This is a genomic window from uncultured Streptomyces sp. (assembly GCF_947488945.1).
In the GTDB taxonomy this organism is placed as follows: domain Bacteria; phylum Actinomycetota; class Actinomycetes; order Streptomycetales; family Streptomycetaceae; genus Streptomyces.
This window is the reverse complement of record NZ_CANLBS010000015.1, coordinates 117,817-133,366: the sequence shown is the minus strand read 5'-3', so window position 1 is coordinate 133,366 and position 15,550 is coordinate 117,817. Positions and strand designations below refer to the sequence as shown.

The 15,550-nt window shown below is 74.5% G+C and carries 14 protein-coding genes; 8 read left to right on the top strand and 6 right to left on the bottom strand.

Annotated elements, in window-relative coordinates; translation table 11 throughout:
* Positions 1-39: 39 nt before the first annotated feature.
* Complete coding sequence (locus tag Q0994_RS22825; RefSeq protein WP_299537875.1) at positions 40-1,659, bottom strand: CehA/McbA family metallohydrolase; 1,620 nt, start codon at positions 1,657-1,659, stop codon at positions 40-42.
* A gap of 224 nt (positions 1,660-1,883) precedes the next feature.
* Between Q0994_RS22825 and Q0994_RS22820 the strand changes: the two genes are divergently transcribed.
* On the top strand, positions 1,884-2,729 hold the full coding sequence (locus Q0994_RS22820; RefSeq protein WP_299537874.1) for a TIGR03619 family F420-dependent LLM class oxidoreductase: 846 nt from the start codon (positions 1,884-1,886) through the stop codon (positions 2,727-2,729).
* A gap of 178 nt (positions 2,730-2,907) precedes the next feature.
* On the opposite strand, the gene Q0994_RS22815 is transcribed toward Q0994_RS22820, so the two are convergent.
* Positions 2,908-4,062: an Lrp/AsnC family transcriptional regulator gene (locus tag Q0994_RS22815; protein WP_299537873.1), complete on the bottom strand. Its 1,155-nt coding sequence runs from the start codon at positions 4,060-4,062 to the stop codon at positions 2,908-2,910.
* Between the two features lie 59 nt (positions 4,063-4,121).
* Between Q0994_RS22815 and Q0994_RS22810 the strand changes: the two genes are divergently transcribed.
* Together Q0994_RS22810 and Q0994_RS22805 are read left to right on the top strand one after the other, a co-directional pair.
* Positions 4,122-5,375, top strand: a complete 1,254-nt coding sequence (locus Q0994_RS22810; RefSeq protein ID WP_299537872.1) for a M20 family metallopeptidase — start codon at positions 4,122-4,124, stop codon at positions 5,373-5,375.
* Between the two features lie 4 nt (positions 5,376-5,379).
* Positions 5,380-6,804 (top strand): MFS transporter, encoded by a 1,425-nt coding sequence (locus Q0994_RS22805; RefSeq protein ID WP_299537871.1) that lies wholly within the window; start codon positions 5,380-5,382, stop codon positions 6,802-6,804.
* 129 nt (positions 6,805-6,933) lie between these two features.
* Here Q0994_RS22805 and Q0994_RS22800 read toward each other — a convergent pair whose 3' ends face one another.
* Positions 6,934-7,623 (bottom strand): HAD family hydrolase, encoded by a 690-nt coding sequence (locus tag Q0994_RS22800; protein WP_299537870.1) that lies wholly within the window; start codon positions 7,621-7,623, stop codon positions 6,934-6,936.
* Positions 7,624-7,758: 135 nt separating this feature from the next.
* On the opposite strand from Q0994_RS22800, the gene Q0994_RS22795 reads away from it, so the two are divergent.
* Positions 7,759-10,341, top strand: a complete 2,583-nt coding sequence (locus Q0994_RS22795) for a bifunctional FO biosynthesis protein CofGH (RefSeq protein WP_299537869.1) — start codon at positions 7,759-7,761, stop codon at positions 10,339-10,341.
* A 154-nt stretch (positions 10,342-10,495) separates the two neighbouring features.
* On the opposite strand, the gene Q0994_RS22790 is transcribed toward Q0994_RS22795, so the two are convergent.
* Entirely contained in the window at positions 10,496-10,942 is a 447-nt protein-coding gene (locus Q0994_RS22790; RefSeq protein ID WP_299537868.1) for a DUF1772 domain-containing protein, read from the bottom strand.
* A gap of 98 nt (positions 10,943-11,040) precedes the next feature.
* Here Q0994_RS22790 and Q0994_RS22785 point away from each other — a divergent pair, with 98 nt between their 5' ends.
* Positions 11,041-11,619: a TetR/AcrR family transcriptional regulator gene (locus Q0994_RS22785; protein ID WP_299537867.1), complete on the top strand. Its 579-nt coding sequence runs from the start codon at positions 11,041-11,043 to the stop codon at positions 11,617-11,619.
* A gap of 158 nt (positions 11,620-11,777) precedes the next feature.
* Here Q0994_RS22785 and Q0994_RS22780 read toward each other — a convergent pair whose 3' ends face one another.
* The gene (locus Q0994_RS22780; protein WP_299537866.1) at positions 11,778-12,419 is read right to left on the bottom strand and encodes a TetR/AcrR family transcriptional regulator; all 642 of its coding nucleotides are present in this window, start codon (positions 12,417-12,419) and stop codon (positions 11,778-11,780) included.
* Between the two features lie 154 nt (positions 12,420-12,573).
* Here Q0994_RS22780 and Q0994_RS22775 point away from each other — a divergent pair, with 154 nt between their 5' ends.
* Positions 12,574-13,548 (top strand): aldo/keto reductase, encoded by a 975-nt coding sequence (locus tag Q0994_RS22775; RefSeq protein ID WP_299537864.1) that lies wholly within the window; start codon positions 12,574-12,576, stop codon positions 13,546-13,548.
* A 70-nt stretch (positions 13,549-13,618) separates the two neighbouring features.
* On the opposite strand, the gene Q0994_RS22770 is transcribed toward Q0994_RS22775, so the two are convergent.
* The gene (locus Q0994_RS22770; protein ID WP_299537863.1) at positions 13,619-14,083 is read right to left on the bottom strand and encodes a MerR family transcriptional regulator; all 465 of its coding nucleotides are present in this window, start codon (positions 14,081-14,083) and stop codon (positions 13,619-13,621) included.
* 59 nt (positions 14,084-14,142) lie between these two features.
* Between Q0994_RS22770 and Q0994_RS22765 the strand changes: the two genes are divergently transcribed.
* Both Q0994_RS22765 and Q0994_RS22760 read left to right on the top strand, forming a co-directional pair.
* Positions 14,143-15,279 carry an alkene reductase gene (locus tag Q0994_RS22765; protein ID WP_299537861.1) on the top strand — a complete coding sequence of 379 codons (1,137 nt, stop codon included), beginning with the start codon at positions 14,143-14,145 and terminating at the stop codon, positions 15,277-15,279.
* Positions 15,280-15,326: 47 nt separating this feature from the next.
* Positions 15,327-15,527, top strand: a complete 201-nt coding sequence (locus Q0994_RS22760; protein WP_299537860.1) for a hypothetical protein — start codon at positions 15,327-15,329, stop codon at positions 15,525-15,527.
* Positions 15,528-15,550 lie beyond the last annotated feature (23 nt).

Genomic DNA, 15,550 nt, shown 5'->3' with positions numbered 1-15,550 from the left:
CGGGCCCCGCCGTCTCCCCGGGCCGCCCGGGGCCCCGCCTCACCGGCCGAGGAACACCGGGTTGGTGAGCGCCGCGAAGGCCCCCGGCAGACCGGGCACCGTCGCCGGGTGCCGCACCTCGGCACGCACGTAGGCGGCGTACGCCGGAGTCGTCGTCCACTCCACCGAGGCCGTGCCGGAGTCCGGCAGCACGCTGCTGAAGAGGGTGCCCTGGTCGGTGACGAAGTGGGCGGTGCGGCCGGGGGCACCCGTCACGCCGAGCCGCACGGTCACCGGGGTGTCCGCGTCCACCCGCAGCCGCTCGCCGATGCCCGCGCGCAGGCCGCGTCCGCCGGTCGCGGCGAACTCCACGGTGATCGCGGACGACTCGGCCACGTACGACCGGCCGGCCCGGATGCCGTCGGTCACCGCCCGCCGGGTCAGGTCCTCGGCGAGCACCACGGTCTGCGGCAGGCCCACCACGTCGGGGTCGCGGTGCGCGTCGCTGCTGCCCATGGCGGGCACCCACGAGCGGCCGTCGCGGACGGAGGCGACCAGCGCGTTGTCCCATTCGGCGAGCGCCACCTCGTCGTCCGCCGTGTACGGGCCGTTCCACACCTCCACGGCGTCCGCGTCGCCGAAGCCGAACTTCCAGTGGCAGCCGATGCAGGTGGAGTGCGGGTGCGCGGGCACGACGAGGCCGCCCGCCCCGCGCACCGCCTTGGCGAAGTGGCCGAACCGGTTGTCGCGGGCCCGGTAGCGCCAGTCCACAAGGGTGCCGGGGTCGGTGCCCAGCGCGATCACGTGCCCGTTGCGGGTGGTGACCTCCTCGCCGGTCAGGATGAGCAGGTCGTCGCCCCACAGGCCGCCCCAGGCGCCGTGCGCGGAGGTGGTGTTGTGCTCGCTGCTGTTGATGAAGTCGAGCCCGGCCGCCCGCGCGGCGGCGGCGATCTGCGCCGGAGTGCGCCTGCCGTCCGAGTGCACGGAGTGCAGGTGGCAGTCGCCCCGGTACCAGGCCCGGCCCCGCCCCTTCGCGCGCTCGGGCGGGTACACCGGCGCGGGGGTGGCGCCCGGCTCGCCGAACCGCAGGGTGATCGTCACCTCGTACGGCAGCCCCTCGGGCGCCACGGTGTACGGCCCCAGCGCGACGTGCCAGGTGCCGGGCCGCACGGGGCCCGCGAGGTAGCCGGGGGTCGCCTCGTCGGCGCGGACGAAGAAGCTGCTGCGGGCCCCGCCCGACCAGCCCCGGAAACCGCGCCCGCCGAGCGCGGTGCCGCGCTCGTCGAAGAGGCCGATGTCCAGGGCGTTGTTCTGGGTCCCGGCCGGCACGGTGGCCTTGGTGTAGGTGTAGGACACCGCCAGCTCCCGTACCCCGCGGGGCACTTCGACCGGCAGGTAGACGAAGTCCGGGGAGCCGGGGGGCAGAACGCCCCGCACGGTCCTCGTCCGGTCGGCGGTGCCTCTCGCGGCGCCCGGCCCGGCGCCGGCGTCCGTACGCGGCGCGGCGGCGGCGAAGTCCACCGGGGCCAGGGTGACGACCGCCGCGGCGGCCCCGGCGAGCAGCCCGCGGCGGGCGAGGGCGGAGCGGGACCCGGCGGTGCCGGGGGCGTGCGGGGCGGGCGACGGGGCGGGGTCCGCCGGGGACGCGGGCGGCGTGGGCGACGTGGGCGGCGTGGTCATCAGGGTGTGCCTCCGGGGCGTGGGGGGTGTCATCGGCCTCCCGCACTCTGGCCCGCGCCGGTGAACGGCGGGAGGCGTCCCGGTGAGACCGGGGAAGCGGGGCGTGAGCGGCCGGGGCGACCGCGGCGGCCGGGTGCGCGTTCCGGTACCGCACAGCTCTACGTTTTCCCAGGTGCGCGCCCTACGTTGGACCCGTCACCCACGACGACGGAGGTCTCCCGACGATGCGGATCGCCACCACCATCTTCCTGACCGACGAGACGATCGCCCCGGTCCCGCTCGCCCGCGCCCTGGAGGAGCGCGGCTTCGCCGGGCTCTACCTGCCCGAGCACACCCACATTCCCGCGGTCCGCGCGTCGCCCTACCCGCCGGGCGGCGACCTGCCCCGCGAATACGGCCGGACCCTGGACCCGTTCGTCGCCCTCGGCCAGGCCGCGGCGGTGACCGAACGGCTGGCGCTGGGCACCGGCATCACGCTGATCGCCCAGCACGACCCGATCGACCTGGCCAAGCAGATCGCCACCCTCGACCACCTCTCCGGCGGTCGCTTCACCCTCGGTATCGGCTACGGCTGGAACAAGGAGGAGGCCGCCGACCACGGGGTGCCGTGGGGACGGCGGCGCGACCTCGGCCGCGACCGACTGGCGCTGATGCGCGCCCTGTGGGCGCCGGAACCCACCGCGTACGCCGGCGAGTTCGGCTCCGTACCGGCCAGCCTCGCGCACCCCAAGCCGGTGCAGAAGCCGCGCGGACCGCTGACCGGGCCGCGCACCCTGATCGGCGGCGCGGCGGGCCCGAAGCTGTTCGAGAACATCGCGCGGGACGCCGACGGCTGGCTCCCGATCGGCGGCCGGGGCCTGACCGAGGCCGTCCCGACGCTGCGCGCCGCCTGGGCGGAGGCCGGCCGGGACCCGGGCCACCTCCAGGTGGTCCCGTACGCGGTACGTCCCGACGCGGGCAAGTTCCGGCACTTCGCGGACCTCGGCGTCGAGGAAGTGGTGCTCCAGCTCCCGCCGGCCGGTGAGACGGAGGTGCTGCGCGCGCTGGACGCGTTCGCCGCGTTCCTCTGAGCGGCGTCAGTCGCCCGCCGCGCCGCGGGCCGGTGCGGCGGGCCCGCGCCGGCCCGTCGGCGGCAGGGCCGGCTCCGCGCCCGCCAGGACGGTGAGCGCCGTGAGGGCCGGCAGACCGCCGGTGAGGAACGTGCCTCCGCGGCCGACCGGGCGTGCCGCTTCTGGGCCGGCGGATGGGTCAGCGGCCCGCGCGCAGCCGTTCCAGCAGGGCGTCCTCCGCCCGTCCCGCGTCGCCGTCCTCCCAGAAGGTGACCGGCACGCCCCTGATGTGGCGACCGCGCGGATCGAGCAGATGTCCCGCCAGCTTCAGCTGCCAGAGCGCCACCGCCCGGTCGGCGACGACGAGTTCGGGGAATCGGGTGGTGAGCCGGGCCTCGAAGGCGGCGATGTCCTCGGGGGACCGCAGCCACACCGTGAGCATCAGGTTGTGCGGCCCGGAGAGCGAGGCGCAGAGCCGGGTCTCGCGCATCCGGATCAACTGGGCGGCGATCCGGGAGGTCTCGGCCGCCGGTGCGGCGCCCCAGAGGGTGACGGAGACCGGCCAGCCGGAGAGGTAGCGCGCCACCTCGCAGCGGTAGACCAGGGCGTCCTGCCGGTGCATGCGGTCCAGCCGTCGGCGGACCGTGGTGGGGCTGACGCCGAGCCGCTGCGCGAGCCGGGCGGCGGGCTGTCGGAAGTCCTCGCTGAGCAGCAGATACAGCCGGGTGTCGAGCGCGTCGGGGGCGGCCAGCCCCCGGCGGGGCGTGGCCACCGGGGGCCGGTCCGCCGCCAGCACGTCCTTGCTGTCGGGGCCCAGCCGGTCCAGCCGCCAGCGGCTGCCCTCGGTGTGCACGGCGGTGGCGAGCTGCGTCCGGGTCGCGGACACGCCGGGCAGTCGGCCGAGGCGGAAGCCGACGTACCGGGTCAGTGCCGCCTGGTCGGGGAAGGCCGCGTTCAGGATCAGGTCCCGGGAGCCGCTCATGTGCTCGATGGTGATGAGGTGGGGATCGTCCGCGATCTCCGCCGCCACCGCGTGCAGCGAACCCGCCGCGCAGTCCACCTCGATGAAGGCGATGATCGGCACCGCCGGTCCCACGGCCACCGTGTAGCAGCTCAGCCAGGCGTGACCGGCCTCGGTGAGCCGGTTCCAGCGGCGGGCCGCCGTGGAGGCGTCCACCCCGAGCGCCTTGCCGATCTGGGCCCACTCGGCGCGCGGCGAGGTCTGCAGGGCGGTGATCAGGAGGTAGTCCTGCTCGTCCAGCAGCGGCGGGTGCGCGGCGCGCAGCAGGGCGCCGGGACCGGCCGGGTCCGGCGGCTCGGACCACCCGGTGGATTCGTGCGTCGAGGGTGGCATCGGAGGCGCTTTCCTGCGGATGTTCCGGCGCGGAGGGGTTCGCTCCGCACGATACGCCCATGTCTCTGCTCCACGATGCCCACGCACTCGCCCCCTCGCTCACCGCCCTGCGGCACGCCCTGCACCGGGAACCCGAACTCGGACTGGACCTGCCGCTGACCCAGGCCCGGATCCTCGACGCGCTGGACGGCCTCGGCCTGGAGATCCGGCGGGGCCGCGCGCTGACCTCCGTCACCGCCGTCCTGCGCGGCGGCCGCCCCGGACCCGCCGTGCTGCTGCGCGCCGACATGGACGCCCTGCCCGTCACGGAGGACACCGGCCTGCCCTACGCCTCCGTGCTCGACGGCCGGATGCACGCCTGCGGCCACGACCTGCACGTCACCGGGCTGGTCGGGGCCGCGCGGCTGCTCGCGGCGCGGCGCGGGGAACTGGCGGGGGACGTGGTCTTCATGTTCCAGCCGGGGGAGGAGGGCATGGGCGGCGCCCGGATCATGATCGACGAGGGGGTGCTGCACGCCGCCGGGGAGCGGGTGGTCGCCGCGTACGCCCTGCACGTCGTGTCCACCGGCGCGCCCACCGGCTACGCCGCCACCCGCCCCGGCCCGATGCTCGCCGCCTCCGACGCCGTGCACGTCACGGTGCGCGGCCGGGGCGGCCACGGTTCCTCCCCGCACTCCGCCACCGACCCGGTCCCCGCGCTGTGCGCGGCGGTCACCGCCCTCCAGACGGCGGTGACCCGTGAGATCGACGTCTTCGACCCGGCCGTGATCACCGTCGGCAGGATCGAGGCGGGCACCGCCGCCAACGTCATCGCGGAGACCGCCCGGTTCGACGCGACCGTGCGCACCTTCTCCGCCACCGCGCGGGCCACCGTCCGCTCGGCCTTCGAACGGACCGTGCACGGGGTGGCGCGGGCGCACGGCGTCACCGCCGAGATCGACTACGTCGAGCAGTACCCGGCCACCGTCAACCACGCGGGGGAGGCCGCGTTCGCGCTGGAGACCGCCCGCGCCGTGCTCGGCGGGGACCACGCCTTCGAGGCCCCGCACCCCATGGCCGGGGCCGAGGACTTCTCCTTCGTCCTGGCGGAGGTGCCCGGCGCGTTCGTGGGCCTCGGCGCCTGCCCGCCCGGCACGGACCCGGCCACCGCCCCGATGAACCACTCGGCCCGGGCGGTCTACGACGACGGAGCCCTGCCGCACGCCGCCGCCCTGCTCGCCGGGCTCGCGCTGCGCCGCCTCGGCGCCCCGCTCACCGCCCCGGACGCCGTCCCGGACCTCCGGACCGTCCCCGCGCCCGCCCGTCAGGAGTGATCCCGTGACCGCCACCGCCACCCCGCCGCCGGACACCGCCGGGCCGAAGACGCCTGCCGCGTCCGTCACCGCCGTCGTCGGACTGCTTGTCTTCTTCGAGGTGACCAGCGGCTTCCTCCAGGTCGGGCTGGCCCCGCTGCTGCCGGACCTCGCCGACCACCTGGGCATCGGCTCCGCCGCGCTGAACTGGGTCGTCTCCGTGCAGTTGCTGGCCGCCGCCGTCTGCGTCCCGCTGTTCGGCCGGCTCGGCGACCTCTACGGCCACCGCAGGCTGCTGCGGATCGCCCTCGCGATGATCGCCGCCGGCACCCTGGTCGTCGCCCTCGCGCCGGACTACGGGGTGCTGCTCGCCGGTCGGGTCCTCCAGGGGCCGATCGCCGCGCTGCTGCCACTGGAGATCGCCCTGGTGCGCGACCGGCTGCCGGTGGCCGACGCCCGCCGGGCCATCGCCCGGCTCGTCGGCGCGCTGACCGTCGGGGCACTGGCGGGCGGCCTCGTCATGGGGCTGGTCGACTCCGCCTCCGGCTCCCTGCGGCTGACGCTGCTGGTGCCCGCGCTGCTCGCGGCGGTGTGCGTCCCGATCTCCTTCGTGGCGGTACCGGAATCACGCAGCAGGGCCGCCGGGCGGGTCGACTGGGCGGGGGTGGCGCTGCTGAGCACCGCCATGATCGCCCTGCTGGGCGGGGTGTCCGGCGCCGCGGACGGCTCGTGGGGCTCGGCGCGGGTGCTCGGCCCGCTGCTGCTCGGCCTCGCGCTGCTCGCCTGCTGGACGGTGGTCGAGCTGCGGAGCGCCGAACCCCTGGTGGACGTACGGGCGCTGGCGGCGCGCACCACCGCGCCCTTCTACCTGGCGGCGTTCCTGTTCGGCGTCTTCTACTTCGGCAGCCAGACGCCCAACGCCACCTTCTACGCGGCCGACCCGGAGGCCACCGGCTACGGCTTCGGTCTCAGCGCCCTGGCCATCTCCCTCGCCTCGCTGCCCGGCGCCGTAGGCAGCGTCGTCGGCTCGCTGGCCACGGCGGCGGTGGCGCGGCGGATCGGCTACCGGGCGACCCTGATGACCGCCTTCGGCCTGGTGGCGCTCACCTTCCTCCAGTTCGCCCTCGCGCACGGCGCGTTGTGGCAGATGGCGGCCGGATCCACCTTCCTCGGCCTCGGCATCGGGCTGGCGCTGGGCGCGATGCCCACGGTGATCGTGGAGGCGTCCGACCCGACCCGCACCGGTATCTCGGCGGCCCTCTACAACAACGTGAAGACGCTCGGCGGAGCCGTCGCGGGCGGCGTCTTCGCCTCCCTGCTCGGCGCGTTCACCTCCGCCGGCGCCGACGAGCCCGGCGACGGCGGCTACACGGCGGTCTGGCTGGTCTCCGCCGCGTGCGCCCTGGTCGCGGTGGCGTGCGCGGCCTTCTCGCGGCGGAGGGAGGGGTGAGGGGCGGGGCGGGCGCCCGGTGAGGCGGGGCGGGCGCCACAGCGGGCCCCGGCACGCCCTCGGCGCATCCCCCTCGGCGCACGGCTATCAGCGCACGGCTATCAGCGCACGGCTCTCAGCGCACGGCTCTCAGCGCACCGCGCGCAGCGCCCGGCCCGGCGGGGGCACGTCGGTGGTCCTGGTCCGGCCGGTCAGCGCGGCCAGGTCCGTCAACGCGTCGATCCGCCAGTCGGCGTTCTCCACCACGTCCGGGTGGTCGGCCCACCAGTAGCCGTAGGGGCCGCGCCGCAGATGGGCGGTGCGCAGTCCCGCCGCCTTCGCGGGGAACAGGTCGTCCGCCGGGTGGTCGCCCACGTAGAGAGTGTCCTGGGGGTCGGCGCCGGACGCCTCCAGGACCCGGGCGAAGAACGCGGGATCGGGCTTGGCGACGCCCCACTCCTGCGAGGTCGCCACCAGGTCGGCCGGCAGGTCCAGCGCCCGCAACTGCTCGCCCGCCCGCGCGGTGCGGTTGCCCGCCACGATCACCCGCACTCCCAGCGCGCGCAGTTCGGCCAGCGCGGGCCGCACGTCGGGATAGAGGTCGCGTTCGCCGACGTGCTCGCCGCGCCCGGCGCTCTCCCTCGCGCGGACCGCTTCGGCGACTTCCATCTCCGGGCGCAGCAGACGCAACGCGTCCCCGTCGTCCCCGCCCTGCACGACCGCCGCGCCCACCAGGGCGCTCACGGTGTGCGGGGGGACGCCGAGCCAGCCGGCCCACGACGTCCAGTAACGGTCGTCGCGCAGCAGGGTCTCGCCGATGTCGAACACGATCGTTTCCATCACCGTCCCGACCCTACGGGGCGGGCACGACGCGGCGGCTCTCATTCGCCGCCGGTCACCGGGGGTGTCACAGATCTCCCCCTCACCTTCCCTGCCTCCGGACCGGCCGTCCGAGGGCGCTCGTATGCTCGGAACATGACCGATGCTCAGAGCGGACGCCCTACCACCAATGCCATGCGGCGCGCCCTGCGGCGGGCCCGGGACGGTGTCGCCCTCGACGTGACGGAGGCCGCGGTCCTCCTCCGGGCGCGCGGCGACGATCTGACGGACCTCGCCGCTTCGGCGGCCCGGGTGCGCGACGCCGGCCTGGAGGCGGCGGGCCGGCCGGGCGTGATCACGTACTCCCGCAAGGTCTTCGTCCCGCTCACCCGGCTCTGCCGGGACACGTGCCACTACTGCACCTTCGTCACCGTCCCCGGCAAGCTGCGCCGCGAGGGCCACGGGATGTTCCTCTCGCCCGACGAGGTGCTGAAGATCGCCCGCGACGGCGCGGCGATGGGCTGCAAGGAAGCGCTGTTCACGCTGGGCGACCGCCCCGAGGACCGCTGGCCCGAGGCGCGCGAGTGGCTGGAGGCCGAGGGGTACGACGACACCCTCGCGTACGTCCGGGCCATGGCGATCCGGGTCCTGGAGGAGACCGGCCTGCTGCCGCACCTCAATCCGGGCGTGCTGAGCTGGACCGACCTCCAGCGCCTCAAGCCGGTCGCCCCGTCCATGGGCATGATGCTGGAGACCACAGCCACCCGCCTCTGGTCGGAGAAGGGCGGCCCGCACCACGGCTCCCCCGACAAGGAACCGGCCGTCCGGCTGCGGGTGCTGGAGGACGCGGGCCGTTCCAACGTCCCCTTCACCACCGGCATCCTGATCGGCATCGGCGAGGACTACGAGGAGCGCGCCGACTCCCTGTTCGAGCTGCGCAAGACCGCCCGCGCCTACCACGGCCTGCAGGAAGTCATCGTGCAGAACTTCCGCGCCAAGCCGGACACCGCGATGCGCGGGATGCCGGACGCGGAGCTGGAGGAACTGGCCGCGGCCGTCGCGGTGGCCCGGCACATCCTCGGCCCGTCCGCCCGCATCCAGGCCCCGCCGAACCTGGTCGACTCCGAGTACGCGCTGCTCATCGGCGCCGGCATCGACGACTGGGGCGGCGTCTCGCCGCTCACCCCCGACCATGTGAACCCCGAGCGCCCCTGGCCGCACATCGAGGAACTGGCCGCGAAGACCGCGGAGTCCGGCTTCGAGCTGCGCGAACGCCTCACCATCTACCCGGAGTTCATCAAGCGCGGCGAGCCGTGGATCGACCCGCGGGTCCTTCCGCACGTCCGGGCCCTCGCCGACCCGGAGACGGGTCTCGCCAAGGAGGGCGCGGTCCCGGTCGGCCTGCCCTGGCAGGAGCCCGACGAGGAGTTCGGCGCGAGCGGACGCACCGACCTGCACGTCACCATCGACACCGAGGGCCGCACGGGCGACTGCCGGGACGACTTCGACGAGGTGTACGGGGACTGGGAGGCGCTCCGCGAGGCGGCGGCCCCCGGCATGGTCCCGTCCCGCATCGACGGCGACGTGCGCGAGGCGCTGAGCCAGGCCGCCGACGACCCCACCCGGCTCACCGACGACCAGGCGCTCACCCTGCTGCACGCGGACGGGCCCGCGCTGGACGAGCTGTGCCGGATCGCGGACGCCCTGCGCCGGGACGTGGTCGGCGACGAGGTCACCTACATCGTCACCAGGAACATCAACTTCACCAACGTCTGCTACACCGGCTGCCGGTTCTGCGCCTTCGCGCAGCGCCGCACCGACGCCGACGCGTACACCCTCTCGCTCGACCAGGTCGCGGACCGGGCGGCGCAGGCGTGGGACGTCGGCGCGGTGGAGGTCTGCATGCAGGGCGGCATCCACCCGGACCTGCCGGGGACCGCGTACTTCGACATCGCCCGCGCGGTGAAGGAGCGTGTGCCGGACATGCACGTGCACGCCTTCTCGCCGATGGAGGTCGTCAACGGCGCGACCCGCACGGGCCTGTCGATCCGCGAGTGGCTGCTGGCGGCGAAGGAGGCCGGTCTCGGCTCGATCCCCGGCACGGCGGCGGAGATCCTCGACGACGAGGTCCGCTGGGTCCTCACCAAGGGCAAGCTGCCGACCGCCACCTGGCTGGAGGTGGTGAAGACCGCCCACGAGGTGGGCCTGCGCTCCTCGTCCACGATGATGTACGGCCACGTCGACCAGCCCCGCCACTGGCTCGGCCACCTGCGCACGCTGGCCCGGCTCCAGCAGGAGACCGGCGGGTTCACGGAGTTCGTGACGCTGCCGTTCATCCACACCAACGCGCCGGTCTACCTCGCGGGCATCGCCCGCCCCGGCCCCACCGATCGGGACAACCGCGCCGTCACCGCGATGGCCCGGCTGCTGCTGCACCCGCACATCACCAACATCCAGACGAGCTGGGTGAAGCTCGGCACCGAGGGCGCCGCCGAGATGCTGCGCTCGGGCGCCAACGACCTCGGCGGGACCCTCATGGAGGAGACCATCTCCCGCATGGCGGGCTCCAGTTACGGTTCCTACCGCTCCATCCAGGACCTGATCGCCATCGCGGAGCTGGCCGGCCGCCCGGCGAAGCCGCGTACGACGCTGTACGGCGAGGTCCCCGAGGAGCGGGTCGCGGCGGCGACCGCCTCCGACGGCCACCTCCCGGAGCTGCTGCCGGTGCTGCCGAGCTGACGGCGGGGCCTGTCTCCGGGAGGCGACGGAATGGAGCGGGTCCGGCCGTCGGGGGACGGCGGCCGGACCGTGTGCCGGCCGGAGTGCGAGCGGCGCGGGGGCCGGGCCCGGCCCCCGCGCCGCGGGACGGCCTCCGGTCCGAACCGGACCGGCCTCAGACGAGTGCGGTGACCAGGAGGGTGAAGGCGGCGACGATGACGGCCACGCGGACGTAGTGGTAGCGGTCCCACCGGTTCATCTGCTCCTTCCAGTCCGCGGGCCGGTTCTCGGGCGTCCACGTCTTGCCCCGGTTGTTGATCGGGACGAGCAGCAGGAGCGACATGACCACGCTCACGATCAGGAGCGCGGCGGCGACGACGACGAGGCCGGTGCCGGGACGATTCCATCCGGCGATCGCCCAGACCGCGCTGAGGACGAGTGAGCCGATGTACCAGAACGGCATCAGGGTGCCGAGCATCCGGCCCCCGTGGGAGCGGGCGAGCTGGTCGCTGTCCTCGGGAAGGGCGTGGAAGATCCGGTTCATGACGAAGGCGACGGAGAACTCCACCCCCACCATCAGGCCGACGATCACGGTGGTGAACACCTCGAGCGCGTGGAGCATGATGACCCCTCCAGGGAGATCGATCTAGCGTTGCTAGCTGTTGATGCAAGGCTAGGTCTGTCACAGCTCTGTTGTCTAGCGGTGCTAGGATGCGAATCATGTCGGTACAGGAACGCAAGCGGCGCGAACGGGCGGAACGTGAGCGCCTGATCGTGGCGACGGCCCGCGAACTCGCCGAGCAACAGGGCTGGGACGCGGTCACCACCCGCCGGCTCGCCGAGCGCATCGAGTACAGCCAGCCCGTCCTCTACAGCCACTTCCGCGGTAAAAGGGAGATCATCGGCGCCGTCGCCCTGGAGGGCGCCGCCGAGCTGGCCGCGGCGGTGCGTGCCGCGACCTCCGCCGCGGACGGCCCGCGCGAGCGGGTCACCGCGCTCGCCCGCGCCTATCTCGACTTCGCCGCACACAATCCGGCGGTCTACGACGCCTTGTTCCGGCTCGACGGCGGCCTGGCGTACGCACGGGAGGACACCCCGGAGCCGCTGAAGGACGCCTTCGCCGCGCTGCTGGAGAGCCTCGGCGAGGTTGCCGGGGACGGCGTCCACCCGGGGCTGTTCACCGAGACGTTCTGGGGTGCCCTGCACGGCCTCGCGACCCTGACCCGGGCGGGAAGGCTGCCTCCGGAGGACGCCGAGCGCAGGACGGCGCTGCTGGTGGACCGGCTCGCCGTGGTCTGACCCGCCGTCCCGGCGAGCACGCGGCCGGGTCCCCCGCCACCGCCCGCTCGCGGCAGGGCCTGCGGTCCCTCGGTCCCCCGCGGAGGTCTCGTCGGACGTCGTGACGATCGCCTCGTCCGGCACCTCGCGGCGGCCGACCCCCGTCGGAGCACGCCGACTCAGAGGGCGGCAGGGGGTGCCGCGTGGCGCAGCCGTTCGCCGGTGATGAGGTTGCGGGCGGCCTCCGTGGCCGGTGCGGTCAGGTCCTCGGGCCGTCGTCCGGCCGTCGGGTAGCTGCCCTGGATGAGCACGGTCGCGTACCCGTGGGCGAGGGAGACGTGCGCTTCGAGCAGATCCATGGCGCCGGCGAATTCGTCGGACCCCGACGCGGCCACCACCAGCGGCAGCAGGGTGTCGAAGAACTTGCGGGTCCCCTCGTGCAGGTCGCGGAAGCGGGGCTCGTGGAATCCGGGGGCGAACAGCAGCTCCATGCCGACCCGGCCCTCCGCCACGTACCGGGCGTAGGCGCCGGCGGTCGCGGCGAGACGCTCCACCGGGTCGTCGCCCGCCGCGTCCGCCGCCTCGGCCATCCGGTCCGCCAGCCGGCCCACGACCACGGTGGCGCAGGCGGCGAGCAGGCTCTCCCGGTCCGGGAAGTGCCGGTAGGGGGCGGCCGAGGAGACGTGGGCCCGTGCGGCGACCTTGGCGACCGAGAATCCGGAGACGCCCGCTTCGGCCAGCAGTTCCAGCCCCTCGTGGACGAGCCGGGCGCGGAGGTCGCCGTGGTGGTAGCCGCGTCGCGCGGTCGTCGAGTCGCTCACGGGGGTGATTCTCCCTCCTCGCCCGCCTCCCGCGCCCCGATGTGAGAGTGCACTTACATTCTAGGGCGATGTAAGCGTACTCTTACATCAGGTCCGGCAGGTCTCCCGCGTACACGCTCCCGACGCCGCCCGCCGGCCCGGAAAGGGCACACTCATGCAGCAGCGACACCTCGGCGGGCAGGGGCTGACGGTCTCCGCGCTCGGCTACGGCGCGATGGGCATCAGCCTCGCCTACGGCCCGTCCGACGAGCAGGAGGGGATCGGCACCCTCCGCCGGGCGTACGAGCTGGGCGTCACCTTCTTCGACACCGCGGAGCTGTACGGCCAGGGCGCCAACGAGCGCGTGGTGGGCCGGGCGCTCGCCCCGTTCCGCGACGACGTGGTCATCGCCACCAAGTTCGGCTTCGACTTCACCGGCACCCGTGCGAGCGGCCTCGACAGCCGCCCGGACCACATCCGCGAGGTCCTCGACAACAGCCTGCGCCACCTCGGCACGGACCACGTCGAGGTGCTCTACCAGCACCGCGTCGACCCGGACGTGCCGATCGAGGAGGTCGCGGGCACCGTCGGGGAACTCATCGACGCGGGCAAGGTCCGGTACTTCGGCCTGAGCGAAGCGGGCGAGCGCACCATCCGCGCGGCCCACGCGGTCCAGCCCGTGTCCGTCCTGCAGACGGAGTACTCGCTCTTCGAACGCGACGTCGAGGATCTCTTCCCGGTCCTGCGCGAACTGGGCATCGGCTTCGTGCCGTACTCCCCGCTGGGCCGCGGCTTCCTCACCGGACAGGCCAAGCCGGGCGCGGAGTACCCCGACGGCGACATGCGCCAGTGGGACCAGCGGTACCAGCCCGGCAACTTCGAGAAGAACCAGGAGGCCACCCGCCTGCTGGGAGAGCTCGCCGCCACGAAGGGCGCGACGGTGGCCCAGCTCGCGCTGGCCTGGCTGCTGGCCCGGGGCGACGACATCGTCCCCATCCCCGGCACCCGCAGCGCCGCCCGCCTGGAGGAGAACGCCGGCGCGGCCGCCCTCACCCTCACCCCCGAGGACCTCGCCCGCGTCGCGGAGATCCTTCCGCACGGCGGCTACGGCGACCGGTACCCGGCCGAGCACATGCCGACCTGGAGCTGACCCGGCACGGCGGGGTCCGCGCCCGGAGCCGAGCGGGCCCGGCCGGGGCCCGTGCCCGGAACCGGAGAGGTCAGACCGGGCCGGGCGGGGTCCCGCCGGGGCGATCCGGGCCGGACGTGGCCTTGCCCACGCGCTCCGGGCCGGGTCGCGGACCGTCTGGGCCTCCGGCCCCAGGAACTTCCTCGGACGCCGTGACGATCACCTCGTCCAGCACCTCGCGGGACCGCCGCAGCTCGTCGATCATCCGGTCGATGCGTGCCCGTTCGGCAGTGAGGTCCTCGACCAGTCGCGGGGTGGCGACCGCGGACGGCCCGCCGTCCACATCCCGTACACAGGGCAGCAGTCGGGCGATCCTCGGGCTGTGCAACCCGGCGGCGAAGAACTCCTGGATGCGGATCACCCGGTCCACCGCCCCCGCGGGATAGTCCCGCTGTCCGCCGGGGGTGCGTCCGGCGGTGAGCAGGCCCTGCTCCTCGTAGTAGCGCAGCGACCGCTCGCTCACGCCCGTGCGTCTGGCCAGTTCGCCGATACGCATCCGGCCCACCCCTCAAGGGACTTGAAGCTGACACCGGTGTCAGATTTTACCGTCGCCGCATGACGGACACACCGGAACGCCCCGGCCTCTTCGACCCCGCCGCCCTCGGCCCGCTGCACCTGCCCAACCGGCTGGTGATGGCACCGCTGACCCGCAACCGGGCGACCGCCGACGGGGTGCCCACTGCGATGATGGCGACCTACTACGCCCAGCGCGCCACGGCGGGCCTGATCGTCGCCGAGGCGTCCACGCCGAACGCCGTGGGGCAGACGTACCCGAACATCACCGCGATCCACACCCCCGCCCATGTCGCCGGCTGGCGGACCGTGACGGACGCGGTGCGGGCGGCGGGCGGCCGGATGTACCTCCAGCTCCAGCACGGCGGCCGGGTCGGGCACCCTGACACCAGTGGTCTGAGGCCCGTCGCACCCTCGCCGATCGCGCTGCCGGAGACCATCCACACACCCGCCGGCCGCACACCGTCCGTGGTGCCGCGCGAGATGACCGCCGAGGACATCCGCACCACCGTCGCCGACTTCGCACGGGCCGCCCGCCTCGCGCTCGACGCCGGCTTCGAGGGCGTCGAGGTGCACGCCGCCAACGGGCATCTGCTCCACCAGTTCCTCTCGGCCGGCACCAACCGCCGTACCGACGGCTACGGGGGGTCCGTCGCCGGTCGCGTCCGCTTCGCGGTCGAGGTGACCGGTGCGGTGGCCGAGGCGATCGGCCCGGAACGCGTCGGCGTCCGGGTCTCGCCCACCGCCACCTACAACGGCATCGACCCGGTCGACGCGGCGGAGGTCCAGCCCGCCCTGGTGACGGCACTGGCGGAGATCCGGCCGGTCTACCTGCACGTCGTCCACGCCGACCCGGACGCGCCCCTCTTCCAGAAGCTCCGGGCGCTCTGGCCGACCACCCTGATCGCCAACCCGGTGCTGCCGCCCGACCGCATCCCGGCCGACGGCGGCCGGCACCGGGCCGAACGCCTCCTCGCCGCCGGCGCCGACCTGATCGCTCTCGGCCGCCCGTTCCTCGCCAACCCCGACCTCACCGCCCGCCTGCGCACCGGCGCCCCGGTGAACCAGGTCAGGGACGCGTACCTGATGTACGTGGGCGGCGAGGTGGGCTACACGGACTACCCGACGCTGTCATCGGCAGCCGCGCCGGGCGGTGTTCCGACTGCTGGTCCGGGCTGACGAGCGCGCGCACGGAATGGCGGTTCACGGTCCGGCTGTTCACCGACGTGATCGCCCGCAGCCTCCGCCGGTGCGCAGCGCTTGACGCCTATGCGCGTGCCGACCTCGACTATCTGCACGGCCGCATCAGCATGGCCCTCGACCTGGGCCACCGGCGCACGGCGCACCACGAGCCGGCCCGCCTGCGGGAACTGGAGACCGAGGTCCGTGCGCGGCACGCGGGCCCGGAGGCGGCCGATCCGGCCTGAGAGCCGCACGGCCGCACCACCGA

Coding starts and splice junctions, on each gene's coding strand:
- Q0994_RS22825 (WP_299537875.1), bottom strand. CDS start 1,659: ATGACCACGCCGCCCACGTCGCCCACGCCGCCCGCGTCCCCGGCGGAC.
- Q0994_RS22820 (WP_299537874.1), top strand. CDS start 1,884: ATGCGGATCGCCACCACCATCTTCCTGACCGACGAGACGATCGCCCCG.
- Q0994_RS22815 (WP_299537873.1), bottom strand. CDS start 4,062: ATGCCACCCTCGACGCACGAATCCACCGGGTGGTCCGAGCCGCCGGAC.
- Q0994_RS22810 (WP_299537872.1), top strand. CDS start 4,122: ATGTCTCTGCTCCACGATGCCCACGCACTCGCCCCCTCGCTCACCGCC.
- Q0994_RS22800 (WP_299537870.1), bottom strand. CDS start 7,623: ATGGAAACGATCGTGTTCGACATCGGCGAGACCCTGCTGCGCGACGAC.
- Q0994_RS22795 (WP_299537869.1), top strand. CDS start 7,759: ATGACCGATGCTCAGAGCGGACGCCCTACCACCAATGCCATGCGGCGC.
- Q0994_RS22790 (WP_299537868.1), bottom strand. CDS start 10,942: ATGCTCCACGCGCTCGAGGTGTTCACCACCGTGATCGTCGGCCTGATG.
- Q0994_RS22785 (WP_299537867.1), top strand. CDS start 11,041: ATGTCGGTACAGGAACGCAAGCGGCGCGAACGGGCGGAACGTGAGCGC.
- Q0994_RS22775 (WP_299537864.1), top strand. CDS start 12,574: ATGCAGCAGCGACACCTCGGCGGGCAGGGGCTGACGGTCTCCGCGCTC.
- Q0994_RS22770 (WP_299537863.1), bottom strand. CDS start 14,083: ATGCGTATCGGCGAACTGGCCAGACGCACGGGCGTGAGCGAGCGGTCG.
- Q0994_RS22765 (WP_299537861.1), top strand. CDS start 14,143: ATGACGGACACACCGGAACGCCCCGGCCTCTTCGACCCCGCCGCCCTC.